This window comes from Rahnella laticis, assembly GCF_015644585.1.
Taxonomy (GTDB): Bacteria; Pseudomonadota; Gammaproteobacteria; order Enterobacterales; family Enterobacteriaceae; genus Rahnella; species Rahnella laticis.
Genome location: NZ_JADOBI010000002.1, coordinates 472,683 through 493,631, shown reverse-complemented (window position 1 = coordinate 493,631; position 20,949 = coordinate 472,683). Strand labels below are relative to the sequence as shown.

Annotated in this window: 21 protein-coding genes; 8 read left to right on the top strand and 13 right to left on the bottom strand. The window is 53.9% G+C overall.

Translation table 11 applies throughout. From position 1 onward, the window contains the following. The first annotated feature begins 57 nt into the window (after positions 1–57). From IV433_RS05520 to eagI, 3 genes are all read left to right on the top strand, one after another. Complete coding sequence (locus IV433_RS05520) at positions 58–807, top strand: pirin family protein (protein WP_195813361.1); 750 nt, start codon at positions 58–60, stop codon at positions 805–807. Positions 808–1,782: 975 nt separating this feature from the next. Further along, on the top strand, positions 1,783–3,027 hold the full coding sequence (gene mtr / locus IV433_RS05515) for a tryptophan permease (protein WP_195813360.1): 1,245 nt from the start codon (positions 1,783–1,785) through the stop codon (positions 3,025–3,027). Between the two features lie 185 nt (positions 3,028–3,212). After that, the gene (gene eagI / locus IV433_RS05510) at positions 3,213–3,863 is read left to right on the top strand and encodes an acyl-homoserine-lactone synthase EagI (protein ID WP_152323864.1); all 651 of its coding nucleotides are present in this window, start codon (positions 3,213–3,215) and stop codon (positions 3,861–3,863) included. Here eagI and IV433_RS05505 read toward each other — a convergent pair. Both IV433_RS05505 and norR read right to left on the bottom strand, forming a co-directional pair. Then, entirely contained in the window at positions 3,829–4,590 is a 762-nt protein-coding gene (locus IV433_RS05505) for a helix-turn-helix transcriptional regulator (protein ID WP_195813359.1), read from the bottom strand. The genes eagI and IV433_RS05505 overlap by 35 nt on opposite strands. 337 nt (positions 4,591–4,927) lie before the next feature. Then, entirely contained in the window at positions 4,928–6,466 is a 1,539-nt protein-coding gene (norR, locus tag IV433_RS05500; RefSeq protein WP_195813358.1) for a nitric oxide reductase transcriptional regulator NorR, read from the bottom strand. A 159-nt stretch (positions 6,467–6,625) separates the two neighbouring features. On the opposite strand from norR, the gene norV reads away from it, so the two are divergent. Further along, entirely contained in the window at positions 6,626–8,059 is a 1,434-nt protein-coding gene (gene norV / locus IV433_RS05495; RefSeq protein ID WP_195813357.1) for an anaerobic nitric oxide reductase flavorubredoxin, read from the top strand. Positions 8,060–8,070: 11 nt separating this feature from the next. Continuing rightward, positions 8,071–9,204 carry an NADH:flavorubredoxin reductase NorW gene (gene norW / locus IV433_RS05490; RefSeq protein WP_195813356.1) on the top strand — a complete coding sequence of 378 codons (1,134 nt, stop codon included), beginning with the start codon at positions 8,071–8,073 and terminating at the stop codon, positions 9,202–9,204. A 61-nt stretch (positions 9,205–9,265) separates the two neighbouring features. Here the strand turns inward: norW and IV433_RS05485 are convergent, their stop codons facing one another. Genes IV433_RS05485 through IV433_RS05465 form a run of 5 tightly spaced genes read right to left on the bottom strand, consistent with a single transcriptional unit; the run spans position 9,266 to position 13,371 of the window. After that, a complete protein-coding gene (locus IV433_RS05485) occupies positions 9,266–9,853 on the bottom strand; it encodes a flavin reductase family protein (RefSeq protein ID WP_195813355.1) in 588 nt (195 codons plus the stop codon). Positions 9,854–9,909: 56 nt separating this feature from the next. Beyond that, the gene (locus tag IV433_RS05480; RefSeq protein ID WP_370530247.1) at positions 9,910–10,761 is read right to left on the bottom strand and encodes a metal ABC transporter permease; all 852 of its coding nucleotides are present in this window, start codon (positions 10,759–10,761) and stop codon (positions 9,910–9,912) included. Next, positions 10,761–11,612 (bottom strand): metal ABC transporter permease, encoded by an 852-nt coding sequence (locus tag IV433_RS05475; RefSeq protein ID WP_195813353.1) that lies wholly within the window; start codon positions 11,610–11,612, stop codon positions 10,761–10,763. Before IV433_RS05475 ends, IV433_RS05480 begins: the two co-directional genes overlap by 1 nt. Beyond that, entirely contained in the window at positions 11,609–12,433 is an 825-nt protein-coding gene (locus IV433_RS05470) for a metal ABC transporter ATP-binding protein (protein WP_195813352.1), read from the bottom strand. Before IV433_RS05470 ends, IV433_RS05475 begins: the two co-directional genes overlap by 4 nt. After that, entirely contained in the window at positions 12,430–13,371 is a 942-nt protein-coding gene (locus tag IV433_RS05465; RefSeq protein WP_152323854.1) for a metal ABC transporter substrate-binding protein, read from the bottom strand. The genes IV433_RS05470 and IV433_RS05465 overlap by 4 nt, the downstream gene beginning before the upstream one ends. A 188-nt stretch (positions 13,372–13,559) precedes the next feature. Here IV433_RS05465 and mntR point away from each other — a divergent pair, with 188 nt between their 5' ends. The 3 genes from mntR to IV433_RS05450 all read left to right on the top strand — a co-directional run bounded on the left by mntR (position 13,560) and on the right by IV433_RS05450 (position 15,138). Then, positions 13,560–14,015, top strand: a complete 456-nt coding sequence (mntR, locus tag IV433_RS05460) for a manganese-binding transcriptional regulator MntR (RefSeq protein ID WP_152323961.1) — start codon at positions 13,560–13,562, stop codon at positions 14,013–14,015. A gap of 206 nt (positions 14,016–14,221) precedes the next feature. Next, positions 14,222–14,584, top strand: coding sequence for a hypothetical protein (locus IV433_RS05455; RefSeq protein ID WP_195813351.1), 363 nt, complete (start codon positions 14,222–14,224; stop codon positions 14,582–14,584). 14 nt (positions 14,585–14,598) lie between these two features. Then, positions 14,599–15,138, top strand: a complete 540-nt coding sequence (locus IV433_RS05450; RefSeq protein WP_195813350.1) for a glycine zipper family protein — start codon at positions 14,599–14,601, stop codon at positions 15,136–15,138. Positions 15,139–15,229: 91 nt separating this feature from the next. Here IV433_RS05450 and IV433_RS05445 read toward each other — a convergent pair whose 3' ends face one another. The 6 genes from IV433_RS05445 to IV433_RS05420 form a co-directional block, all read right to left on the bottom strand. Next, entirely contained in the window at positions 15,230–16,042 is an 813-nt protein-coding gene (locus IV433_RS05445; protein WP_195813349.1) for a Cof-type HAD-IIB family hydrolase, read from the bottom strand. 106 nt (positions 16,043–16,148) lie between these two features. Further along, positions 16,149–17,330, bottom strand: coding sequence for an MFS transporter (locus IV433_RS05440; RefSeq protein ID WP_370530241.1), 1,182 nt, complete (start codon positions 17,328–17,330; stop codon positions 16,149–16,151). Between the two features lie 98 nt (positions 17,331–17,428). Continuing rightward, positions 17,429–18,427 carry an ROK family protein gene (locus IV433_RS05435; RefSeq protein ID WP_195813348.1) on the bottom strand — a complete coding sequence of 333 codons (999 nt, stop codon included), beginning with the start codon at positions 18,425–18,427 and terminating at the stop codon, positions 17,429–17,431. Positions 18,428–18,581: 154 nt separating this feature from the next. Further along, entirely contained in the window at positions 18,582–19,304 is a 723-nt protein-coding gene (locus IV433_RS05430; protein ID WP_195813347.1) for an amino acid ABC transporter ATP-binding protein, read from the bottom strand. Next, positions 19,291–20,055: an amino acid ABC transporter permease gene (locus IV433_RS05425; RefSeq protein ID WP_195813346.1), complete on the bottom strand. Its 765-nt coding sequence runs from the start codon at positions 20,053–20,055 to the stop codon at positions 19,291–19,293. Before IV433_RS05425 ends, IV433_RS05430 begins: the two co-directional genes overlap by 14 nt. A 59-nt stretch (positions 20,056–20,114) precedes the next feature. Then, entirely contained in the window at positions 20,115–20,882 is a 768-nt protein-coding gene (locus IV433_RS05420) for a basic amino acid ABC transporter substrate-binding protein (protein WP_165060300.1), read from the bottom strand. Positions 20,883–20,949 lie beyond the last annotated feature (67 nt).

Below are 20,949 nucleotides of genomic sequence, written 5' to 3'. Positions count from 1 at the left end.
CCCTCTTCGCCTCCTTGGTAGACTGGCCGGAGACTAAAATAAGCTGCCGGAGAAAACATGTTTAACGTATTACGTGCTGAACCCAAAACGACTTTCGAATACGGCCCTTTCCGGATCCGGCGTATGCGTCCGGGGCAGATCCTGCCGGAGCGCGGTGACGATGCTTTTGGCCCGCTGAGTGTTATTGACCACGCGAATCTCGAACAGGGGACGCTGGTGAAAATGCATGAGCACAATAATGACGAGATCCTCAGCTATATGTGGCGCGGGTCGATGGTTCACGAAGATTCTGCCGGCAACCGCGTTCCCCTTTCGCCGAAAAAACTGATGATGATGAATGCCGGGGAAAGTTTCTGGCATGAAGAATCCACACCTCTGGTTTCGGCCGAGATGCTGCAAATTTTCATCCGCCCGCGCAAGGCGAATCTGGAAGGCCGCGTGCAGTTTATGGAACGTCGGGACGGACCGAAACAAAACGCATGGACACTGATTGGCGCGCCGGAAGGCATTGATTCGCTGCTTGAAATCCGCCAGGCCATCTACATTTACGATACCCGCCTGGACGCTGACACGACAATTGAAATCCCCACGCATCCGGGATTTGCGCAATGGCTGTACGTCATGGACGGCGAGATGATAATTGGCGGTCACACGCTGGCTAAAGGTGACGCAATCAGCGACGAAGCCAGCGCACTGACACCTGCTACGGCCACAAAAGAGACGACGCTGGTGTGTTTTCTGGTGTATCTGGATGCGGAATCTGTTCTGGAAGGCACCATCAGCGGTAAATTCGGTAACGTAAAATAAGGCAACAGGCTAGCGTTACGAATAATCCGAGATATTACAATGCCCTGAATGAAAAAGCCCCAGCAAGTTATTGCCGGGGCTTTTAAGGTACTATCAAATTAGTATTTAACATTCATCAACTTAATTACAGATACTTACTTCTACAGATGTACATCGTTTCACAGGATATATTTTTGAAGCCAGTTAACGCTATCCTCCTATAATATTATGGAATAACATCGTTATCCTGTTCATTTCACTCAGCCTGGTTTTTCACGTCAGGATAAATGAGTACATCACCCTCGCGATATAGACTCTTTGATGCGTGGCCTTACTCTCTTCGCGATATTCTCGATTTCAGACTTACGTACCCAAATCGCGAACATTACTCTTAATTACAAGGCGTTACATCATCGCGTTTTCGTCCACATAATGCGATTGCACAGATTTACTGCGTGGCCTTAAAGCATCATCTCACAGACCTTCAAATATCGCCTGATATTGAATCACCCAAACAAAAATACTTCGTGGCCTTTATCGCATCTCATTACTGACAAGTTTATCAACTTGTTAAATGCACCGGGAAATAAAATCTTCACTTCATTTCTCTGCGGGGCTGACTTCTAATTTACTCGTTATGAGCAGTGTGTCAACACTGTATTTAAGCACAGGTTTTCGCTCCCTTTTTTGATAAGAAATAATAATGAAAACTGTGATCTGCACCAGATATAGGGGTAAGCGTTTTAACCTAAAAAATCAACATTTTCATATTTTAGAAACATCCCGATTCGCGCCCTGCCCGGCATCTTCGCCAATGTGCTGCTTTGTACCAGCAAACTAGTGCAGCAGTGTACATCTGGCACGAGATGCACTATATTGCGGCGCGTAAGGCTAACAAGGCAGGATAAAACTGCGATTTTTGGTCATTTCCCCTATCAATTCTTTTACAGCAATTCTTGAACGAATCGTGATAAAAGCCACGCGAGGAACCGCACTATGGCGACGCTTTCCGTGACCACCCCACAACGCTCGGTGCTGGGTGGCGCAATGATTATCGGAGGAACCATTATTGGTGCCGGGATGTTCTCCCTGCCGGTGGTGATGTCCGGTGCCTGGTTTTTCTGGTCTGTCGCGGCACTGATTTTTACCTGGTTCTGCATGCTGCATTCCGGCCTGATGATCCTCGAAGCCAACCTGAATTATCCGGTAGGATCGAGTTTCAACACGGTGACTGGCGATCTGCTGGGCAAAAACTGGAACCGGCTTAACGGCCTGACCATCGCCTTCGTGCTGTATATCCTGACGTATGCCTATATCTCAGCCAGCGGTTCCGTGCTCCAGCATACAATGCGCGAAATGTCGGTGAACTTCTCCCCGCGTCTCGGCGGGCTGCTGACGGCGCTTGCCGTGGCGTTTATTGTCTGGCTGAGTACCCGCGCGGTGAGCCGCATGACGGCGATTGTGCTGGGCGCTAAAATCATCGCTTTCTTCCTGACGTTCGGCAGCCTGCTGTGGCACATCAAGCCGGTGAATTTACTCAACAGCGTCGAAATCAATCCATGCTACATGCCTTACGTGCTGGCGACGCTGCCGTTCTGCCTGGCATCATTCGGGTATCACGGCAACGTGCCGAGCCTGATGAAGTATTACGGCAAAAATCCGCAGATCATAAAAAAATGCCTGCTGCTGGGCACGCTGATGGCGCTCGGGCTTTACATCATCTGGATGCTGGGGACGATGGGGAACATACCGCGCCCTGAGTTCATCGGCATTGCGGCCCGTGGCGGCAACATCGACGTGCTGGTGCAGTCACTGAGCCAGATCCTCAACAGCGAAGGATTAGATCTCCTGCTGACGGTCTTCTCCAACTTTGCCGTCGCCTGTTCATTCCTCGGCGTGACGCTTGGCCTGTTCGACTATCTGGCGGATCTGTTCGGGTTTGATGACAGCCGCACCGGACGCTTTAAAACCGCGCTGGTGACGTTTATCCCGCCCATCGTTGGCGGCGTGATTTATCCGGATGGCTTTATCTATGCGATCGGCTTTGCCGGTCTGGCGGCCACCGTCTGGGCGGTTATCGTCCCGGCGCTGATGGCGCGCGCATCGCGTCTGCGCTTCGGCAGCCCGCTGTACCGCGTGTGGGGCGGAAATAAAATGATTGTGCTGGTATTACTGTTTGGTGTGCTCAACGCGGCCGTACATATTCTTTCCAGCGTAAATCTGTTACCTGTTTATCACTGACAGCGCATAAATACCGGCATCAGGCCATGTCTTAACGGCATGGCTTTTTTTTGTTTTACATCACAAACTCCCCTCATAAACAAATTCCCCCTACAGACGGTGATTTATTTGCCGATTGTATATTGTAATAATCAATGCAGATGCCAAATATAACCCTTCGACCGTATTCAAAATCAGGAAAAAAAATGCTGGAAATTTTCGATGTGAGTTACAACGACCTGACAGGTAAACGTTCGGATGATCTCTACAAACTGAGGAAAAAAACGTTTAAAGACCGCCTGGACTGGGCTGTTCAGTGCAGCAATGACATGGAATTTGATGAATTTGATAATGCCGATACGCGCTACATGCTGGGTATTTACGACAACCAGCTGGTGTGCAGCGTGCGCTTTGTTGATTTACGTCTGCCAAATATGATCACCCATACTTTTAACCGGCTATTTGATGACGTGAAATTACCTGAAGGTGATTATATCGAATCGAGCCGATTTTTCGTGGATAAGAACCGCGCAAAAGAATTACTCGGCAGCCGTTTCCCGATCAGCCATGTTCTGTTTCTTTCGATGATTAATTATGCGCGCCATCACGGACACACCGGAATATACACCATTGTCAGCCGGGCAATGCTGACGATTGCGAAACGTTCCGGCTGGGAAATTGAAGTGATAAAGGAAGGTTTCGTCAGCGAAAATGAGCCTATTTACCTGCTCCGTTTGCCGATTGATTTGCATAACCAGGGCATCCTTGCCCGGCGCATCAGCGATCAGTCCGAAGCCTCCCTGGAGGCGTTATGTGAATGGCCTATGTCTTTGCCGGTGACACCAGTACAGGTTTGATGAGTTCCAGTTCAACGCCAAGCCGGATTGCCTGCTTGGCGTTAATAACCCCCAGCTTTTTCACCACGTTAGCCATATGATATTTCACGGTTCGCGTCGTGATATTGATGATCTGCGAAATCTCATCGTAGGTTTTCCCCATGCTCGCCCAGTGCAGCACTTCGTTTTCACGCGGTGAGAAAATCGGTTTTCCGCCCGACACCAATGAAGGCGAAATCTGCGATGAACGCGCCGCGCTCTGGTTTAGCATCAGCATCTTTTCATGGGTTTTGATCAGCAGGCATTGCAGCTTATCCATATCCTGCGCGACCCTGTTTTCCGGCCCTTTATCCGCGCCCGCTTCCATAATCAGCGACAGCATGCCCAGATTATTCATGTGGTCATGAAGCACGAAAGTAAAACCGTTCGCGATATTATATTTCTTAGAAAGCGAGAAAATTTTGGATGATTTTAAATCAGAAAGCACGGTAAGATTTTCATCCCACGCGAACGGGGAAACACGTTTAAGCGCGGTCAGAACCACCGGGTCGATATGCTGGTAATTATGCGATTTATAGATATCGGCCCATTCATCCGGATAGCTGGTGACGACAAAGATGTCGACCGGATTTCTTTTATTGATCACCAGATAGGTGTATTTCAGATTGCCGTAAGGAAGTAATTTCCTTTCGAGATAATCACGTAACATATCGATAATCTTTTCATCATTTCTAACACGCGAATGCATTCCTCTTCCCCCCTGGCTGACGCGGCTTCCCTTTTGATTTTCGTGGTCTTTCTGTCACAAAGTACAGTGCACGATTACACCTTAGTACAACTATCGGGTTGCGTCTCCCCCCGTATAATCACCGCATAATAATTAATTAGCAAAAAAAAACCTGACCGTTAGAGTCAGGTAGCAACATTAGCCAACACCAGGGAAATTTTTAAAAGAAGTTATACCTAAAATGCTACAGAAGCGGACGCGTTTCAACAGTTCTCGCTTCCGTAGCATTTATTATTTTCACGCCTCAAACTATTTTGGCTAATTATTCGCCAGCCCCACACCTTAATCTCCCCTGATATTACGCCTTCATTCCTAGCCGCTTCGCCAGCCGGTGAAGATTTCCGCCGTCCATTTCCAGCGCTCTCGCCGCCGCAGACCAGTTCATCTGATTTGCCTGCAAGATTCTGGTAATTTGTTGCCGCTGAAAATCCTGCGTGGCCTGTTGCAGATTGAGTGTAGTTGTCTCCGGGACTTCGGTTTCGGGCGCAGCCATGACGTCCGGATTTCCGGCCTCAGAAAAGTTAAACAGCGCACGATGTAACGTGACGTCGCCCTGATTTTGCGACGCCCGCGCCAGCACCGCCGCACGTTCAATCGCGTGTTTCATCTCACGTACATTGCCGGGCCAGCCATAACTGACCAGCATCGAAAGCGTGTCGGCAGGCAGCCTGAGCTGCGAAATCCCCAGTTTGTTTTTGATGTGCTCGACAAAAAAACCGGCCAGCAGAACGATATCGCCCTTTCTTTCGCGCAGCGGCGGCACGAAAAGCGGAAACACACTCAGGCGATGGAACAGATCGACGCGGAAAGTCCCGTCCACCACCGCTTTTTTCAGGTCGCAGTTCGTCGCGGCCAGGATCCTGACATTCACGCGTTTGGTGCTATCATCGCCGACCCGTTGCAGGTCACCGTACTGAATCACGCGCAGCAACTTGGCCTGAAGCACCAGCGATAGCTCGCCGATTTCATCGAGAAACAGCGTGCCGTTATCCGCCATCTCAAACTTGCCCGTGCGGTTATGGATGGCGCCGGTAAACGCCCCTTTCACATGCCCGAACAGTTCACTTTCCGCCACACTTTCAGGCAGCGCCGCGCAGTTGAGATACACCAGCGGTTTTCCCGCACGCGGTGAAAGATGATGCACGGCGTTGGCCACCAGCTCTTTACCCACGCCGGTTTCACCGGTGATCAGCACGTTGAGATCCGAACCGGCCACCACGCTGATTTCATGCCGTAATTGCTGCATGGCGTCGGAAAGCCCCACCATTTCTTCTTCCGGGCTGCGAACGTTTTGCTTACGCGCATTCGGCGCAGCCATCGCCGGTAACGCCTGCTTTTCAAGGGCATCCACCAGCAGCGCATTATTGAGCGCAGAAGACGCCAGCGCGCCGATGAGCCACAACTCCTCATCGCTGAACGCGTCAAATTGTTCCGGGTTCAGGCTGTCAAACGTCAGCGCGCCAATCAGCGCCTGATCGGCAAACAACGGCAAACCGATGCAGGCGTGAACTTTCAGATCGTCATGACCGGGGATGAGCCCGTCGTACGGATCCGGCAGATGGCTGTCGGCCGGGAAACGCACCACGTTCCCCGCGCGGGCAATGGCTTCGAGACGCGGATGTGAGGCCAGGGCGAAACGCCGTCCGAGCACATCCGGCGATAAACCATCAATCGCCAGCGGCCTGAACTGCTGTTCTTCATAACGCAACAACGCCGACGCATCGCATTTGAGCAGTTCACGCACGCTGGCAATCAGATGCTGAAAGCGATCCTCACCGGACAGACCGTTTTGTAATTCGATGGCGATGCCCGCCAGGGACTGAATGGATAAGCTCATAATGTCATTCCGACACAGGTAAAGTCATTTTGACAATAGTACCGCATTGTCAAAATGACTCATAATTTTATTAAAACTCATAAAATCAATAATATAATAACTGGCACGGTCATTGCTCTCTCTGAAGAAGACCATCCATTACTTTTTCAGGAAACTATCATGGCTATTCAGGTTAAAAATAACATCAGTTGGGTCGGGCAACGTGACTGGGAAGTGCGCGATTTTCACGGCACCGAATATAAAACCCATCAGGGCAGCAGCTATAACAGTTATCTGATCCGTGAAGGCAAAAACGTCCTGATTGACACCGTCGATCATAAATTCAGCCGTGACTTTGTCGCCAATCTGGAGAAAGAAATCGACCTTGCGGCGATCGATTACATCATTATCAACCATGCCGAAGAAGACCATGCCGGCGCGCTGACCGAGCTGATGTCCCGCATTCCTGACACGCCGATTTACTGCACCACCAACGCGATTGATTCCATCAACGGCCATCATCATCACCCTGAATGGAATTTCCACACTGTGAAAACCGGCGACTCACTGGATATCGGTAACGGCAAAACGCTGATTTTTGTTGAGACGCCAATGCTGCACTGGCCGGACAGCATGATGACGTATATGACGGAAGACGCCGTATTGTTCAGCAACGATGCCTTTGGCCAGCACTATTGCGACGAGCATTTGTTTAACGATGAGGTCGATCAGACAGAGCTCTACGAGCAGTGCGCCCGGTATTACGCCAATATTCTGACGCCGTTCAGCCGTCTGGTGACGCCAAAAATTAACGAGATCCTCGGCTTTAATTTGCCGGTGGACATGATTGCCACCTCGCACGGAGTGGTCTGGCGCGACAATCCGACGCAAATTGTGGCGAAATACCTTGAATGGGCGGCGGATTATCAGGAAGACCGCATCACTATTTTCTACGACACCATGTCCTCAAACACCCGCATGATGGCCGACGCCATTGCACAGGGCATTCATGACACAGACCCGACCGTCGCGGTGAAAATCTACAACATCTCCCGCCACGATAAGAACGAGATCCTGACGCAAATCTTCCGCTCCAAAGGCGTGCTGGTCGGTTCATCTACCATGAATAACGTGATGATGCCGAAAGTTGCAGGCATGCTGGAAGAGCTGGCCGGTCTGCGTTTTCGCAACAAAAAAGCCTCCGCGTTTGGCAGCTTTGGCTGGACCGGCGGCGCGGTTGACCGCATTCAGACCCGGCTGATGGATGCCGGTTTTGATATCGCGTTGTCACTGAAAGCCAAATGGCGCCCGGACGGCAAAGCGCTGGAAGAGTGCCGCGAACATGGCCGCAAAATCGCCCGCGAATGGGCTTTACATCCGCTCAATGAAACCCGCGCGCCGGTGCAGCCCGTTGAATCTGCCTGCGGATGCAACGCAGAGCCGAAAGCCGACGCCGGTGTTTCAATGATTTGTACCGTGTGCCAGTGGGTTTATGACCCGGAGCTGGGTGAGCCGTTGCAGGATGTCGCGCCGGGAACCGCGTGGTCTGACGTACCGGAATCCTTCCTTTGCCCGGGCTGTGCGCTGGGTAAATCCGTCTTTGATCCGCTGTGAAGGGAAGCCAGATGGAACACAACATTGTGATTATTGGCGCCGGATTTGCCGCGCGCCAGCTGATAAAAAACATCCGCCGCGCCGACAAACAGGTACCGGTCACGCTGATCGCGGCAGACAGCGCAGACGATTACAACAAACCGGATCTGAGCCATGTCTTCACGCAGAAACAAGGCGCGGATGACCTGACGCGCCAGAGTGCGGCGCAGTTTGCCGCAGAAAACAACCTCACGGTAGTTTCAAACACGCGGGTCACGGCTGTCGATCGCAGGAATAAACGCGTGGTGTGCGGCGACCGGTTTTTTGAGTATGGGAAACTGGTGCTGGCGACCGGCGCGCAGGCGATATTGCCTGCGCTGCCGGGCAGCGAATGGATTTTCACGTTTAACAGCCAGAATGAGTACCGGCAGAATCAGGACGCTTTGCAGTCGGCGAAACAGATTGTGGTACTGGGCGGCGGCCTGATTGGCAGCGAACTGGCGATGGATTTACAGCGCGCCGGAAAACAGGTCACGGTAGTTGACCGTTCCCACAGCCTGCTGGGCTCGGTGATGCCAGCAGAAATCAGCAGCCGGTTACAGCATAAATTCAGCCAGATGGGCATTCAGCTGGCGTTAAATAACGAACTGGAATCGGTGGCTAAAACGGCGGAGGGTCTGAGCGTTTCGCTGAAAAATGGCCTGATAATCCGTGCTGACGCCGTGATCGCCGCCATCGGCCTGAAACCGGAAACCGCCCTCGCCGCAGACGCCGGTTTGCACACGCAGCGCGGCATCGTGGTCAACGGTCAGTTACAAACGTCGGATCCGGCCATTTACGCGCTTGGCGACTGCGCCGAAATTGAAGGGCGAATTCTGCCTTTCCTGCAACCGGCGCAGATTGGCGCAATGACGCTGGCGAAAAACCTGCTGGGCGGCGCAGAAACGCTGAATCTTCCCGCCATGCTGGTGAAGGTCAAAACGCCGGATTTACCGCTGTTCTTCGCCGGTGAAACCACACGCACCGACCTGAACTGGGACATTACCCTGAACAGTCAGGGCATGATGGCGAAAGGCCGGGATGACCAGAATCAGCTGCGGGCGTTTATCGCCAGCGAGGAACACACCAGACAGGCTTTCCTGCTGTTGCGTGAACTGAGCGCATAAGCAAAAAAATCCCCTGCACGAATTTCCGTGACAGGGGATTTTTACGTTTAACGCGACCTGATCAGTCCAGGTCGGTATTGGCGTTCAGGGCTTCGCCGGTGGCATAGAACTGGCCGCCAGCGATGTAATGCAAGCTGCGCAGGGACGGTTCGGCGTCTTCGAAATGCCAGTGACCGTTGCTGAATACGCGGGTATCCGCCCAGGCACCGACAATTTCGCCGATAAACAGATCATGCGCCTGTTGGTTGTGCGGCTCTGGGATCAGCTTGCACGCCAGCCACGCGGAACAACCGGCGACAAACGGCAGGTCGCCGTGCCCTTCCATACGAAACAGCTCTGCGCCGCAGTGCTGCAATTTATCCGGATCGTTACGCAGCGTTCTGTTGCCCAGATCGTACGTCATCTGCAATTGCGCCACCGTTGGCACCTGAATCACGAAATAACCACTTTGCTCAATCAGCTCGCGGGTACGGGCGATTTTATCGATCACCACCGTCAGTTTTGCTGGTTTGAAATCCAGCCCGCACACCCAGGACGCTGACATCACGTTGTCCACACCCGCGTGATGGGCGGATACCAGCGCGGTGGTTCCGTGGTTGATCAGGCGGTAGGCTTTTTCCAGTTCGACGGGCGCAAATTGTGGGGTCATCAGAATCTCTCAGCAAAAATGTCAGAAAACAGCATGGCAAATCAGCCCGGCCAGCACTACGCAATCGGTGCGGACTGGCGCGGTTTTATGGATTTTCGCAGTAAATTAGCCGTCAGCGCCAGCAGGAAAAACAGCGCCTGAATCAGCACAATTGTCGGCCCCGTCGCGGCATCAATATAAAAGCTGATAAACGTGCCTGACACCGCCGCAGAAAGTGACACCGTCACTGCAATCATCACCATTTTCGGCAATGTTTTACACAGCAGAAATGCGGTAATACCCGGCGTGATCAGCATCGCCACCACCAGCACCACGCCGACCGCCTGAAGCGCCGCAACAATGGTCATCGCCAGCATGCACAGCAACGCGTAGTGGTAAAAACGAACCGGTAACCCGATGACTTTGGCCTGAACCGGGTCAAAGCAAAACAGTACCAAATCCTTAAATCTGAACAGGATAGCCAGCGTCACCACTGCTGCGATAATCAGCGTTTGCAGCATTTCGCTGTCCGTTACACCGAGCACGTTGCCAAACAAAATATGGCTGAGATGCTGCTCGGTGTTCACCCGCGAGAAAAGCACCAGCCCGGCGGCGAACATCCCGGAAAACACAATGCCCATCACCGAATCTTCTTTTACCCGGCAATGCTCTTTAATAAAACCGGTGGCGACGGCGCAGAAAAGCCCGGAACCAAACGCCCCGATGGCCAGCGGAATACCCGCCAGATAGGCCAGCACCACGCCCGGTAAAACGGCGTGAGAAATGGCGTCGCCCATCAGCGACCAGCCTTTCAGCACCAGAAAACAGGAAAAAATCGCGCAGACGATACTGGTCGCCGCCGCGGTCAGCAGCGCGCGCTGCATAAATTCGAAGCCCATCGGCTCAAGCAAAACATCCAGCCAGCCCATCATGCGCGGCTCCTGCGGATCCGGAAGTGATTAACCAGCCAGCCGTGTTTCGGCGCAAACAGAAACGCCAGCAGGAAGACGACGGTTTGCAGGCAGACGATAACGCCACCGGTCGCGCCATCCAGGTAGTAACTCAGCCACGCCCCAACTGCACTGGTGACCGCGCCAATAATCACCGAAATAATCAGCAAATGTGAGAAGCGGTCAGAGAGCAGATACGCCGTGGCGCCGGGGGTAATCACCATCGCGATCACCAAAATCGCGCCGACGGTTTGCAAAGCGGCCACGCTGCACGCGCTGAAAATGGTGAAGAAAATGATTTTCAGCTTCAGCGGAGAAAGCCCGACCGACACGGCGTGCGCTTCATCAAAGAACACCGCCAGCAGATCCCGCCAGATAACGCACAGCACCACCAGCGAAACGCCGACGATGATTTGCACCTGCAAAATATCCGCGTCATCGATGCCTAAAATATTGCCGAACAGGATCGACTGGACGTTGACCGACGTCGGGTTAAGCGACACCAGCAGCAGGCCGAGTGCGAAGAACGTGGAGAAAACGAAGCCAATAATCGCGTCTTCACGCAGTTTGGTGAAATGGCGCAACAGCGTCATGGAAAGCGCGGCCAGAATGCCGGTGCCGAAAGCACCGACGGCATACGGAAAACCAAGCGCATATGCGCCCGCCACGCCCGGAACGACCGAATGGGATAAAGCATCACCCATCAGCGACCAGCCTTTGAGCATCAGATACGCCGACAAAAACGCGCACACCGCGCCCACGCCCGCACTGACCCAGATGGCTTTGACCATGTAATTATACTGAAACGGCTCAAGCAGCAGTTCGGTCATACCACCCGCCTTACCGCTGTCTCCGGAATGCTCTCTTTATGCATCCCCTCTTTCTGCATGCTCTCTTTATGCAAAAAATAGCCGATATTACGCAGTGCGCCGCCAAAGGTATTTTCCAGATTCTGGTGCGTAAACGTGGCTTCCAGCTCACCGGCGGCCATCACCGTCCGGTTGATAAGCACCACGCGATCGCAGAAATCCGGCACGCTGGCGATATTGTGCGTGGACACCAGAATCAGATGCCCTTCCTCACGCAGCTGGCGCAGAAGTTCGATAATGGCGTTTTCCGTTTTGATGTCCACGCCGGTAAAAGGCTCATCAAGCAGCAGTACGCGCCCCTGCTGAGCCAGCGCACGCGCGAGAAAAACACGTTTTTTCTGGCCGCCGGACAGCTCACCAATCTGACGATGCGCCAGATCGGTCAGCCCGACACGCGCCAGCGCCGACGCAACCTGATTTTTATCTTCCTGCGAGGGAATACGCAGAAACGACATTTTGCCGTAACGCCCCATCATCACCACGTCACGCACCAGTACCGGAAAATTCCAGTCCACTTCTTCCGACTGCGGCACGTAAGCGATCAGATTCTGCTTCAGCGCTTTAGCGACGTTCAGGCCATCCAGCGTCACGCTGCCGTGCGTCGGCCGGATAATGCCCATAATGGTTTTGAATAACGTGGACTTACCGCTGCCGTTAACGCCCAGCAGCGCGCAAATCGAGCCGCCGTGCAGCGTAAAACTCGCGTCTTCAATGGCGGTGTGACCGTTGTTGTAGGTCACGGTGACATCATCAACCCTGAGGTGAAGCCGCGATTCATTCATTGCCCGAACCCTTGCGCAATCGTGCCAACCGTCACTTTCAGCAAATCAATATACGTGGGCACCGGGCCGTCAGCAGCGGACAGCGAATCGACATACAACACGCCGCCGTATTTCGCGCCGGTTTCCTTGCTGACCTGTTTCGCCGGTTTATCCGAAATCGTACTTTCGCTGAAAACTACCGGGATATTTTGCTGACGCACCAGATCAATCAGCTTTTTCACCTGCTGCGGCGTGCCCTGTTCTTCGGCGTTGATCGGCCACAGATACGCTTCTTTGAGATCGTAATCTTTCGCCAGATAACTGAATGCGCCCTCACTGGTCACCAGCCAGCGCTGACCGGCCGGGATTTTCGCCAGACGTTCGCGCAGCGGCGCATCAAGCTGCATAATTTTCTGCGAATAATCTTTGGCATTACGGTCATAGGTCGCGGCGTTTTCAGGATCGTATTTCACCAGCGCGGCGCGAATATTCTCGACGTAGACCAGTGCGTTTTTCGCGGACATCCAGGCGTGCGGATTCGGGTTACCGAGATACGGCCCTTCCTGAATTGGCATTGGCGTAATGCCGTCCGTGACAGTCGCCGACGGCACATCTTTGATATTGGCAAAGAAGCGCCCGAACCAGCGTTCGAGGTTAAAACCGTTCCACAGAATCAGGTCCGCAGACTGCGTTTTGACGATATCGCGCGGCGTCGGCTGATAATCGTGGATCTCCGCGCCCGGCTTGGTGATCGACTCTACGGTCGCCGCATCACCGGCGACGTTCTGCGCGATGTCCTGGATCACCGTGAAGGTCGTCACCACTTTGAACTTTTTTTTGTCTTTCTCTGCCGCCGTCGCATTTCCGGTGATCAGCGCAACAATCATACCGATCAGCATCAGACGCAAACGAAACGGTGAATAACTGAATAATTTTAAGAGGCTCTGTCCATTTCCCATCAACGTTCTCCTGTGAAACACCACAACAATCGGCGGTTTATTATTCAGGTATAGCACAGGCTATACTCCATAGCCAAGGCAAAGTTTTCAGAAATTGGTAGATGTGTGCACTTGGTTTACAATGCACGGATTGCTGCGGTGAGCGCGGCTGCGGTGGAAAACCGTTGAGCAAGAAAGAGGCAGGCGTAGTGAAAGATAAAAAAATAAATCCATTACTGGATGTGGAAGAACACGCTCAGGGTTTTTTACAGGTGCGCGAGGCGCATCGCCGGGAATTAATGGACGATTACGTTGAGCTGATTTCAGACTTAATTCATGAATTTGGTGAAGCAAGACAGGTCGATCTGGCTGCACGTCTGGGCGTTTCGCAGCCGACGGTGGCGAAAACGCTGAAACGTCTGGCGAACGCCGGGCTGGTTCATCAGCTGCCATATCGCGGCACTTTCCTCACGCCGGAAGGTGAGAAACTGGCGGCGGAAAACCGCGAACGTCATAACGTCGTAGAAGCCTTTTTCATCGCGTTGGGCATCAGCGCAGAAACGGCACGCCTTGATGCGGAAGGTGTGGAACATCACGTCAGCGACGAAACGCTGGCCGCTTTCCGGCGCTTTACCGCAAGCCAGGAAATCAGCGCGAAAAAGTGACTTTCTGGCCCGTCTGCGCAAGGCGGCGGGCCGTTCGTCAACAAACGTATCTCCCTGAATTCTTTATACACAATTACACCCAAACTCTTGTCACATTCCCCCAGTTCTCCCGCCAACCTTTTACACCACGCAAGCGTATCTTTAGCCTCAGGAGTGGTGTCATTTTTGCCGCTCCGTGCATCCGGTCAATGTGCTTCGAGGTGGTTATGAAAAGGCTGTTGTTGTTGATGCTTACCGCTGGCGCGCTGATGTCAGCCAGCTCTGCGTCGTTCGCCTATGGGTATTACGGTCATGGCTATTATGGTCACGGCTATGGTCATGGATATTACGGCCGCGGCTGGTATGGCGGACCGCGTGTTGTTGTCGGTATTCCCTGGGGCCCGCCGCCGCCGGTGTATTACGGGCCACCGCCGGTTGTCTATGTTGCGCCTGCGCAACCGCAGACTTACGTCGAGAAAACCCCTAATTATGCTTACTACTGCCAGAATCCGGCGGGATATTACCCGCAAGTTCCACGCTGTGCGCGCGGCTGGATGAAGGTCGTCGTCGGTGATTCCGCTCCACGTTAACAGGCGATAATGTCATGAACAGGTTTACTCCGCTGGCGGTTATTGCCCTGGCCGCAGCGCTCTCTGGCTGCGTATCTCCCCCGACCCGTCCGGACGTGATGGTTTTACCGGGTACGGGAAAGGATTATCAGCAGTTTCAGAGGGATGAAATGTCCTGCCGGAATGCGGCCTACGGCAGTGTGAACGGCGGTGCGCAAACGGCCAATAATACTGCGGTGAATACCGCGGCAGCAGGCACGGCGGTGGGTGCCGCAGCCGGTGCGCTGCTTGGCGCGGCGTCACATCAGGCCGGTGCGGGCGCGCTGATTGGCGCAGGCAGCGGGCTGTTAATTGGCAGCGCGATGGGCAATAACAGTGCCGGTGCCAGCAGCGGCGATTTGCAGGATCAGTACGATACGGTTTACACCCAGTGCATGTACGCCAAAGGCAACAAAGTGCCGGTAGACGCCAGCTACAGCGACCGTCAGGACTCTGCGCCGCAAAGCCCGGTGCCGCCGGATTACTACCCGTCTCAGCCGGGCGACAATGGCATTCCGCCTGATTATGTTCAGTAAACGCTAAGCCATAACACAAACAATAAAAAAGGCTGCCGTAATCTGCGGCAGCCTTTTCGTTTTAACCGGATTTAGCCCCGGTTCGCGTCAGTCATGCGAACGGCGGACGCGCATTGAATACATCGTCAATCACCTCGAGCACGCCCTCTTTTTCATGTGAAGGCGCGCGGTATTTCGCTGCGGCTTTTGCCGGTGCGGACGCATTCTCCATCGCAAAACCGTAGCCCGCGTAACTCAGCATTTCCAGATCATTACCGCTGTCACCGAACGCCAGCACTTCATCATCTCGGATGCCGTAAATCTGCTGGATTTTGCGCAGCCCGCTGGCTTTATGATTCCCGGCGATAATCAGGTCAACGGATCCGTGTCCGCTGGTCACCGGCGCAACAATCCCGCCGAGCTGCTCTGTGATTTCCCCCATCAGCGGGTAAACGTCGTCTTCCACGTAGCTCAGCGCGAACTTGAAAATCGTATCGCTGATTTCTGCATAACTTTGCACTTTGGTCAGACGATGATAATAACGGCGCATCCGGCTGATAAACGCTTCGGGCGTGCCTTCCAGCACATATGCACCCAGCCTGCCGCAGACAATCGTGTTGATCCCCGGCGTGCGGCTGATCCAGTCCAGCACCAGCGTGACCTGTTCAGGTTCAAGCTTGCCGCAGTAGATTTCCTGCTTTTTATCGACGACGTAACCGCCGCCTTCCGCCACATAAGCGATCCCTTCATCAATGTCATCAAAGAAGGATTTCAGCTGGTAATACTGGTTACCGCTGGCGACGACAAACTTGATACCGCGCTCCAGCATTTGCGCATACTGCCCGCGAAAACGGGCTTTGTTATATTCACCGTTTTGATCCAGGAAAGTGCCATCCATGTCGACGGCAATAAGTTTTACGGCCATTACAGCTCCTTACAGGGTCGGATTTAAAACAATCATCATAAACAAAAAAAGGCTGGCGGGGTTCTGCACACCAGCTGGCAAGATGCCACTCAGTTATAAACTTTTATTAATCAGCCTGATATTTTAATTTGTACGCGCCGAACGTCACGATCAGGAATGCGGCAGCGACGGCGGAAAACGCCACGTACAAACTTGACAGGTGCGCGACAAAACCAATCAGCGCCGGGCCACCCAAAATTCCGAGATACCCGAGTGTGGCGACAAACGCCACTGACATGTTCACCGGCATCACTTTTTCCTGACCGGCCAGCGTGATCAACACCGGCGCAATGTTCGCCGCGCCAATCCCGACCAGCGCAAATCCGCAAATCGGCAGGAACCAGCCCGGCAGCAGGATCACCATCAGATAACCGGCAATCCCGAGAATTCCGCCCATCACCAGAACGCGTTTACGTCCCAGCGCGCTGACAATCGCGTCGCCGGTCAGACGCATCACGGACATCGCGATGGCAAACACCGCAAATCCCCATCCCGCATGTTCAAGCGCCAGCCCGCGCTCCCGGGTCAGGAAAACGCCGCCCCAGTCGAGCACTGCGCCTTCAGCCATAAAGCAAATCATCGCCATAACCGCCATCAGGATCAGTCGGAAATTAGGCCGTGCTTTGGCTTTACCTTCGTGCGAGCTTTCCTCGTGCGCCCCGAACGGCAGCAAGCTGCGCCACGAAAATGCCGTCCCCAAAATCACCAGCACGATGGCGAAAAATGTGCTGCCCGCCGGCGTGATACCGGCGCTGAGCAGCAGCGCACCGCCACCCGCGCCCGCAATCCCGCCGACGCTCCACAGACAGTGAAAACCGGACATCAGCGGTTTATCTGCGGCCTGTTCAACCATCGTGCCCTGCACATTGACCGCCACGTCCGCCAGGCCGATGCCCATGCCGAAAATGAACAGACTCAGCGCCATCAGCCGGATATCGCTGAATGTCGCCAGCAGCGGCATCATCAGACAATACATCACCACGGCGGCGAGGATCACCGCGCGGCAACCGAAACGGCCGATGATCCGGCCGGAGCCGAGCATCGATAACAACGATCCTGCGCCGAGACACAACAGCAGCATACCGAGCGCACCGGCTTCGGAATGCGTTCGCAGCTGTGCGTAGGGCACCAGCGCACCCCACAACCCCATCGCCATGCCGGTTACAAAAAATATCATCCGCGTAGCGACACGGCGGCCCGGTGCGCCGACCCACTCAGCGGGTTTCTCTAATTCAGGTGACAGTGACAAAGTGCGCTCCTGTGCCGTATTGGATAGTTATTAAAAGACTTTTAATAAGTGCGCAGTATATTGATCCGGGCAATGCAAAGTCAACGCCTGAGGCGCGATTAGTTTCCGAAAGCGATATGCAGGTTGTAGTTATTCAGCGTGAGTTCAGTGATGCCTTGCAGATAGTCCTGCCGCATCGACGGGCGATAAATCAGCGCGGGCATATGCTGCGCGGGAATGTGCTCCTGACAGCGTTGGGTCAGTTCGGGGATCAGCGCATCGCAGATTTTCGGGCCGGAGAGCGCAATTGTCGCCGGATTGATAATGGCGCTGAGCGAGACAATGATCTTGGCCATTTCTTCCGCCACAGGCAGCTTATCGAGATCTTTAAACGGCAGGTTCGACACCTCGCCCGCAAACTGACTGGCGCCCTGCAACACCTGCCCGTTGATGACCATTCCGCAGCCGAGGCAAGGCACGTCAGGCTTGAAAATGTAGGCCACCGGCGCGGTTTCTCCCGCACAGCTGCTGCGGTAAAAACCATAGGCGGTGTAGTTCATGTCGTTATCGGCCTGCACGTAAATACCGAATTTTTCGCGCAGCTGTTGTTCGACATCCACACCGGCGAACACGCTGATATCGCAGGTCGCCACGTGCCCTTTCACCACCACGCCCGGCAGGCCGATACCGAGGGCTTTAATGTTCGGATAATCCGCCAGCAACCCGGCAATTTGCTGATAAAACGTCTCCAGGCTGAGCGTCAGAAAGCGCACTTCGCCCTGCGCCAGGCTCACGCCCGTGGCCGAATTCACCGACCAGATAATCTGCGCCGCCTCATCGCTGCCCTGCGCATAGAGACTCAGCACGGAGAAATAATCGGGGTTATAGGCGTAACGCTGCGCAGGCCGCCCGCCGCGGGATTCTTCCAGCTCAAGCGCCAGCACTTCCCGCGTCAGACGTAATTCATTAAGCACCGCGCCGCAGGTCGCAATACTCAGCCCCGTTTGCGCCGCCACTTCCGCTTTGGTCGCCGAGCCCAGAGATTTCAACGCCTGAGTGACCAGCACCACGTTATTGATCTTCATTTCGCGGGTTGTACGGTTTTGCGGGGTAATCATGGTGCCTCGGGATGCGGGGAATTTGAGGGTAATTTAGCACAAAATCAGGGCGCGGACTTTTGCCCGGTAAAACTCAGAAGGCGGGACGTGTCTGGAGATGGAAAGTATCTGGAGGGAGGAAGTATCCGGAGGCAAATCACCTCCGGATGACGGATTACAACACCTTACTCAAGAACTCGCGGGTACGCGGATTGGTCGGGGCGGTGAAAAGCTGCGCCGGCGGCCCTTCTTCCTGGATCACGCCCTGATCGATAAATACTACGCGGTCGGCCACTTCGCGGGCAAAGCCCATTTCGTGGGTCACGATCACCATCGTCATACCTTCAAGCGCCAGCTGTTTCATGACGGCCAGCACTTCGCCGACCAGCTCGGGGTCGAGCGCAGATGTCGGTTCGTCGAACAAAATGATCGAAGGTTCCATCGCCAGCGCGCGGGCGATCGCCACACGCTGCTGCTGACCGCCGGAAAGGCTGGAAGGCCAGGCATCGATTTTGTCGATCAGCCCGACTTTTTGCAGCAGCTTCTCAGCACGTGAAACCGCGTCGGCTTTCGATAACCCTTTCAGCGACATCGGCGCCATAATCAGGTTTTCCAGCACCGTCATGTGCGGAAACAGATTAAAGCGCTGGAACACCATTCCGACGCCGGAACGCAGCGTATTCAGATTAGTTTTCGGGTCATGAACCGCGAAACCGTTCACCACCACTTCGCCGTCGTTCGGTTTTTCCAGCGCGTTCAGGCAGCGCAGGAAGGTACTTTTCCCCGAACCGGACGGGCCGATGACGCACACCACTTCTTTCTCTGCGATATCACACGAGATGCCGCGCAAAACGTGGGTTTCACCGAACTGTTTCTGTAAATCCTTAACGTGAATCACTTTTGCCGAACCTCTTTTCCATGTGTTGAACGAGTAACGAGAGCAGGAAAGTCAGAACCCAGTACACCAGCGAAATCGTCAGGTAGGGTTCCCAGTAGGTGGCGTAAGCGCCGGAAACAGTTCGCGCCGCGTAAGCCAGATCGGCCAGGCCGATGGCTGACGCCAGCGAAGAATCTTTCACAATCGCAATCGCGTTATTGCCCAGCGGCGGCAGAATGCGACGAAACGCCTGCGGCAAAATCACTTTGCGCATCGTTTTACCCCAGCCCATCCCTAATGCACGCGACGCTTCCATCTGGCCGTTATCGATCGACTGGATCCCGGCACGGAAAATCTCGGAAACGTAAGCGCCCGCGTTCAGGGTAATCGCGACGACGCAGGATAAAAACGCGCCGTAATCGGAGCGTAACGCACGGGCGAAATCGGAAGACATCAGGCCGTTGGTGACTAAAATTCCGTCACGCGGGTTGATGAACAGCGGAACCAGCGCGAAGTGGACCACCATGATTTGCACAAACAGCGGCGTGCCGCGAAATGCACTGACGTAAATGCGCACCGGCCATTGCACGGCGAAGCGCAGAACGTATTTCCACGGGCCGTCGTCGGCGCGGGCCATGCGTCCGAGGCCAAGCAGCAGGCCCCAGGTGGTGCCTAAAATGACGCAAATGATGGTGCATTTGATGGTCATCAGCGCGCCCTGCACAAACAGCGGCGCATATTCTGAGATTATCTCCCAGCGAAATCCGGTCATACCTGTCCTTGTTCAGGGGCGTTTTCACGCCCCTGCATACCAATATTTTTCTGGGGGATTTATTGCGCTGGCAGCGTTGGCACGTTCTTATCAAACCAGGTTTCGTAGATTTTTGCGTAGGTGCCATCAGCCACGATTTTCTTCAGACCGGCGTTGATTTTACCCAACAGTTCCGTGTTGTCCTTGGCGACAGCAATGCCGAAATACTGACGTTCGAACTTGCTGTCCGGCACCAGTTTCAGGGCTTTTTCAGGATGGGATTTGATGTAGTACTTCACCACGCCGACGTCGCCGACCGCTGCGCCAATGCCGTCTTCCGCCAGTTCCTGCAACATCAGCGGCGTGTTATCAAAACGTTTGATGTCCGTGCTGTTTTTGCCCAGTGCGTCAGATACCACGATGTCGCCGGTGCTGGAATTCACCACACCGACTTTCAGGCCTTTCAGCGCAGCAACGGAATCCACTTTAGAATCCGCAGGCACCACGATGGACTGTTCTGCCGGGAAATACGGCGCAGAGAAATCGACCATCGCTTTACGTTTGTCGGTAATGGTGATGCCGGAAATAATGATGTCACGATCACCGGAATTCAGGGTGGCGAAAATCCCTTCCCACGGCGTATTGACCAGTTTGATGTCAAAATCTTCCGCTTTCGCGATAGCTTTGATGATGTCGATATCAAAACCTTCCAGCTGTTTCTGGCTGTTTTCATATTCGAAAGGGCGGTACGTGCCGCCGGAACCGACCACGTAAGTGGTCTGCGCCGCGTAGGCTGAAGTGATTAAGGAAGAAAGCAGGCACCCGGTGAGAACTAAAGACTTGAACATGGACACTCCTGTGAGTTTGTTATTTTATGCAGATAATTTGCATAAAAATACACAAATTGACGAAGCG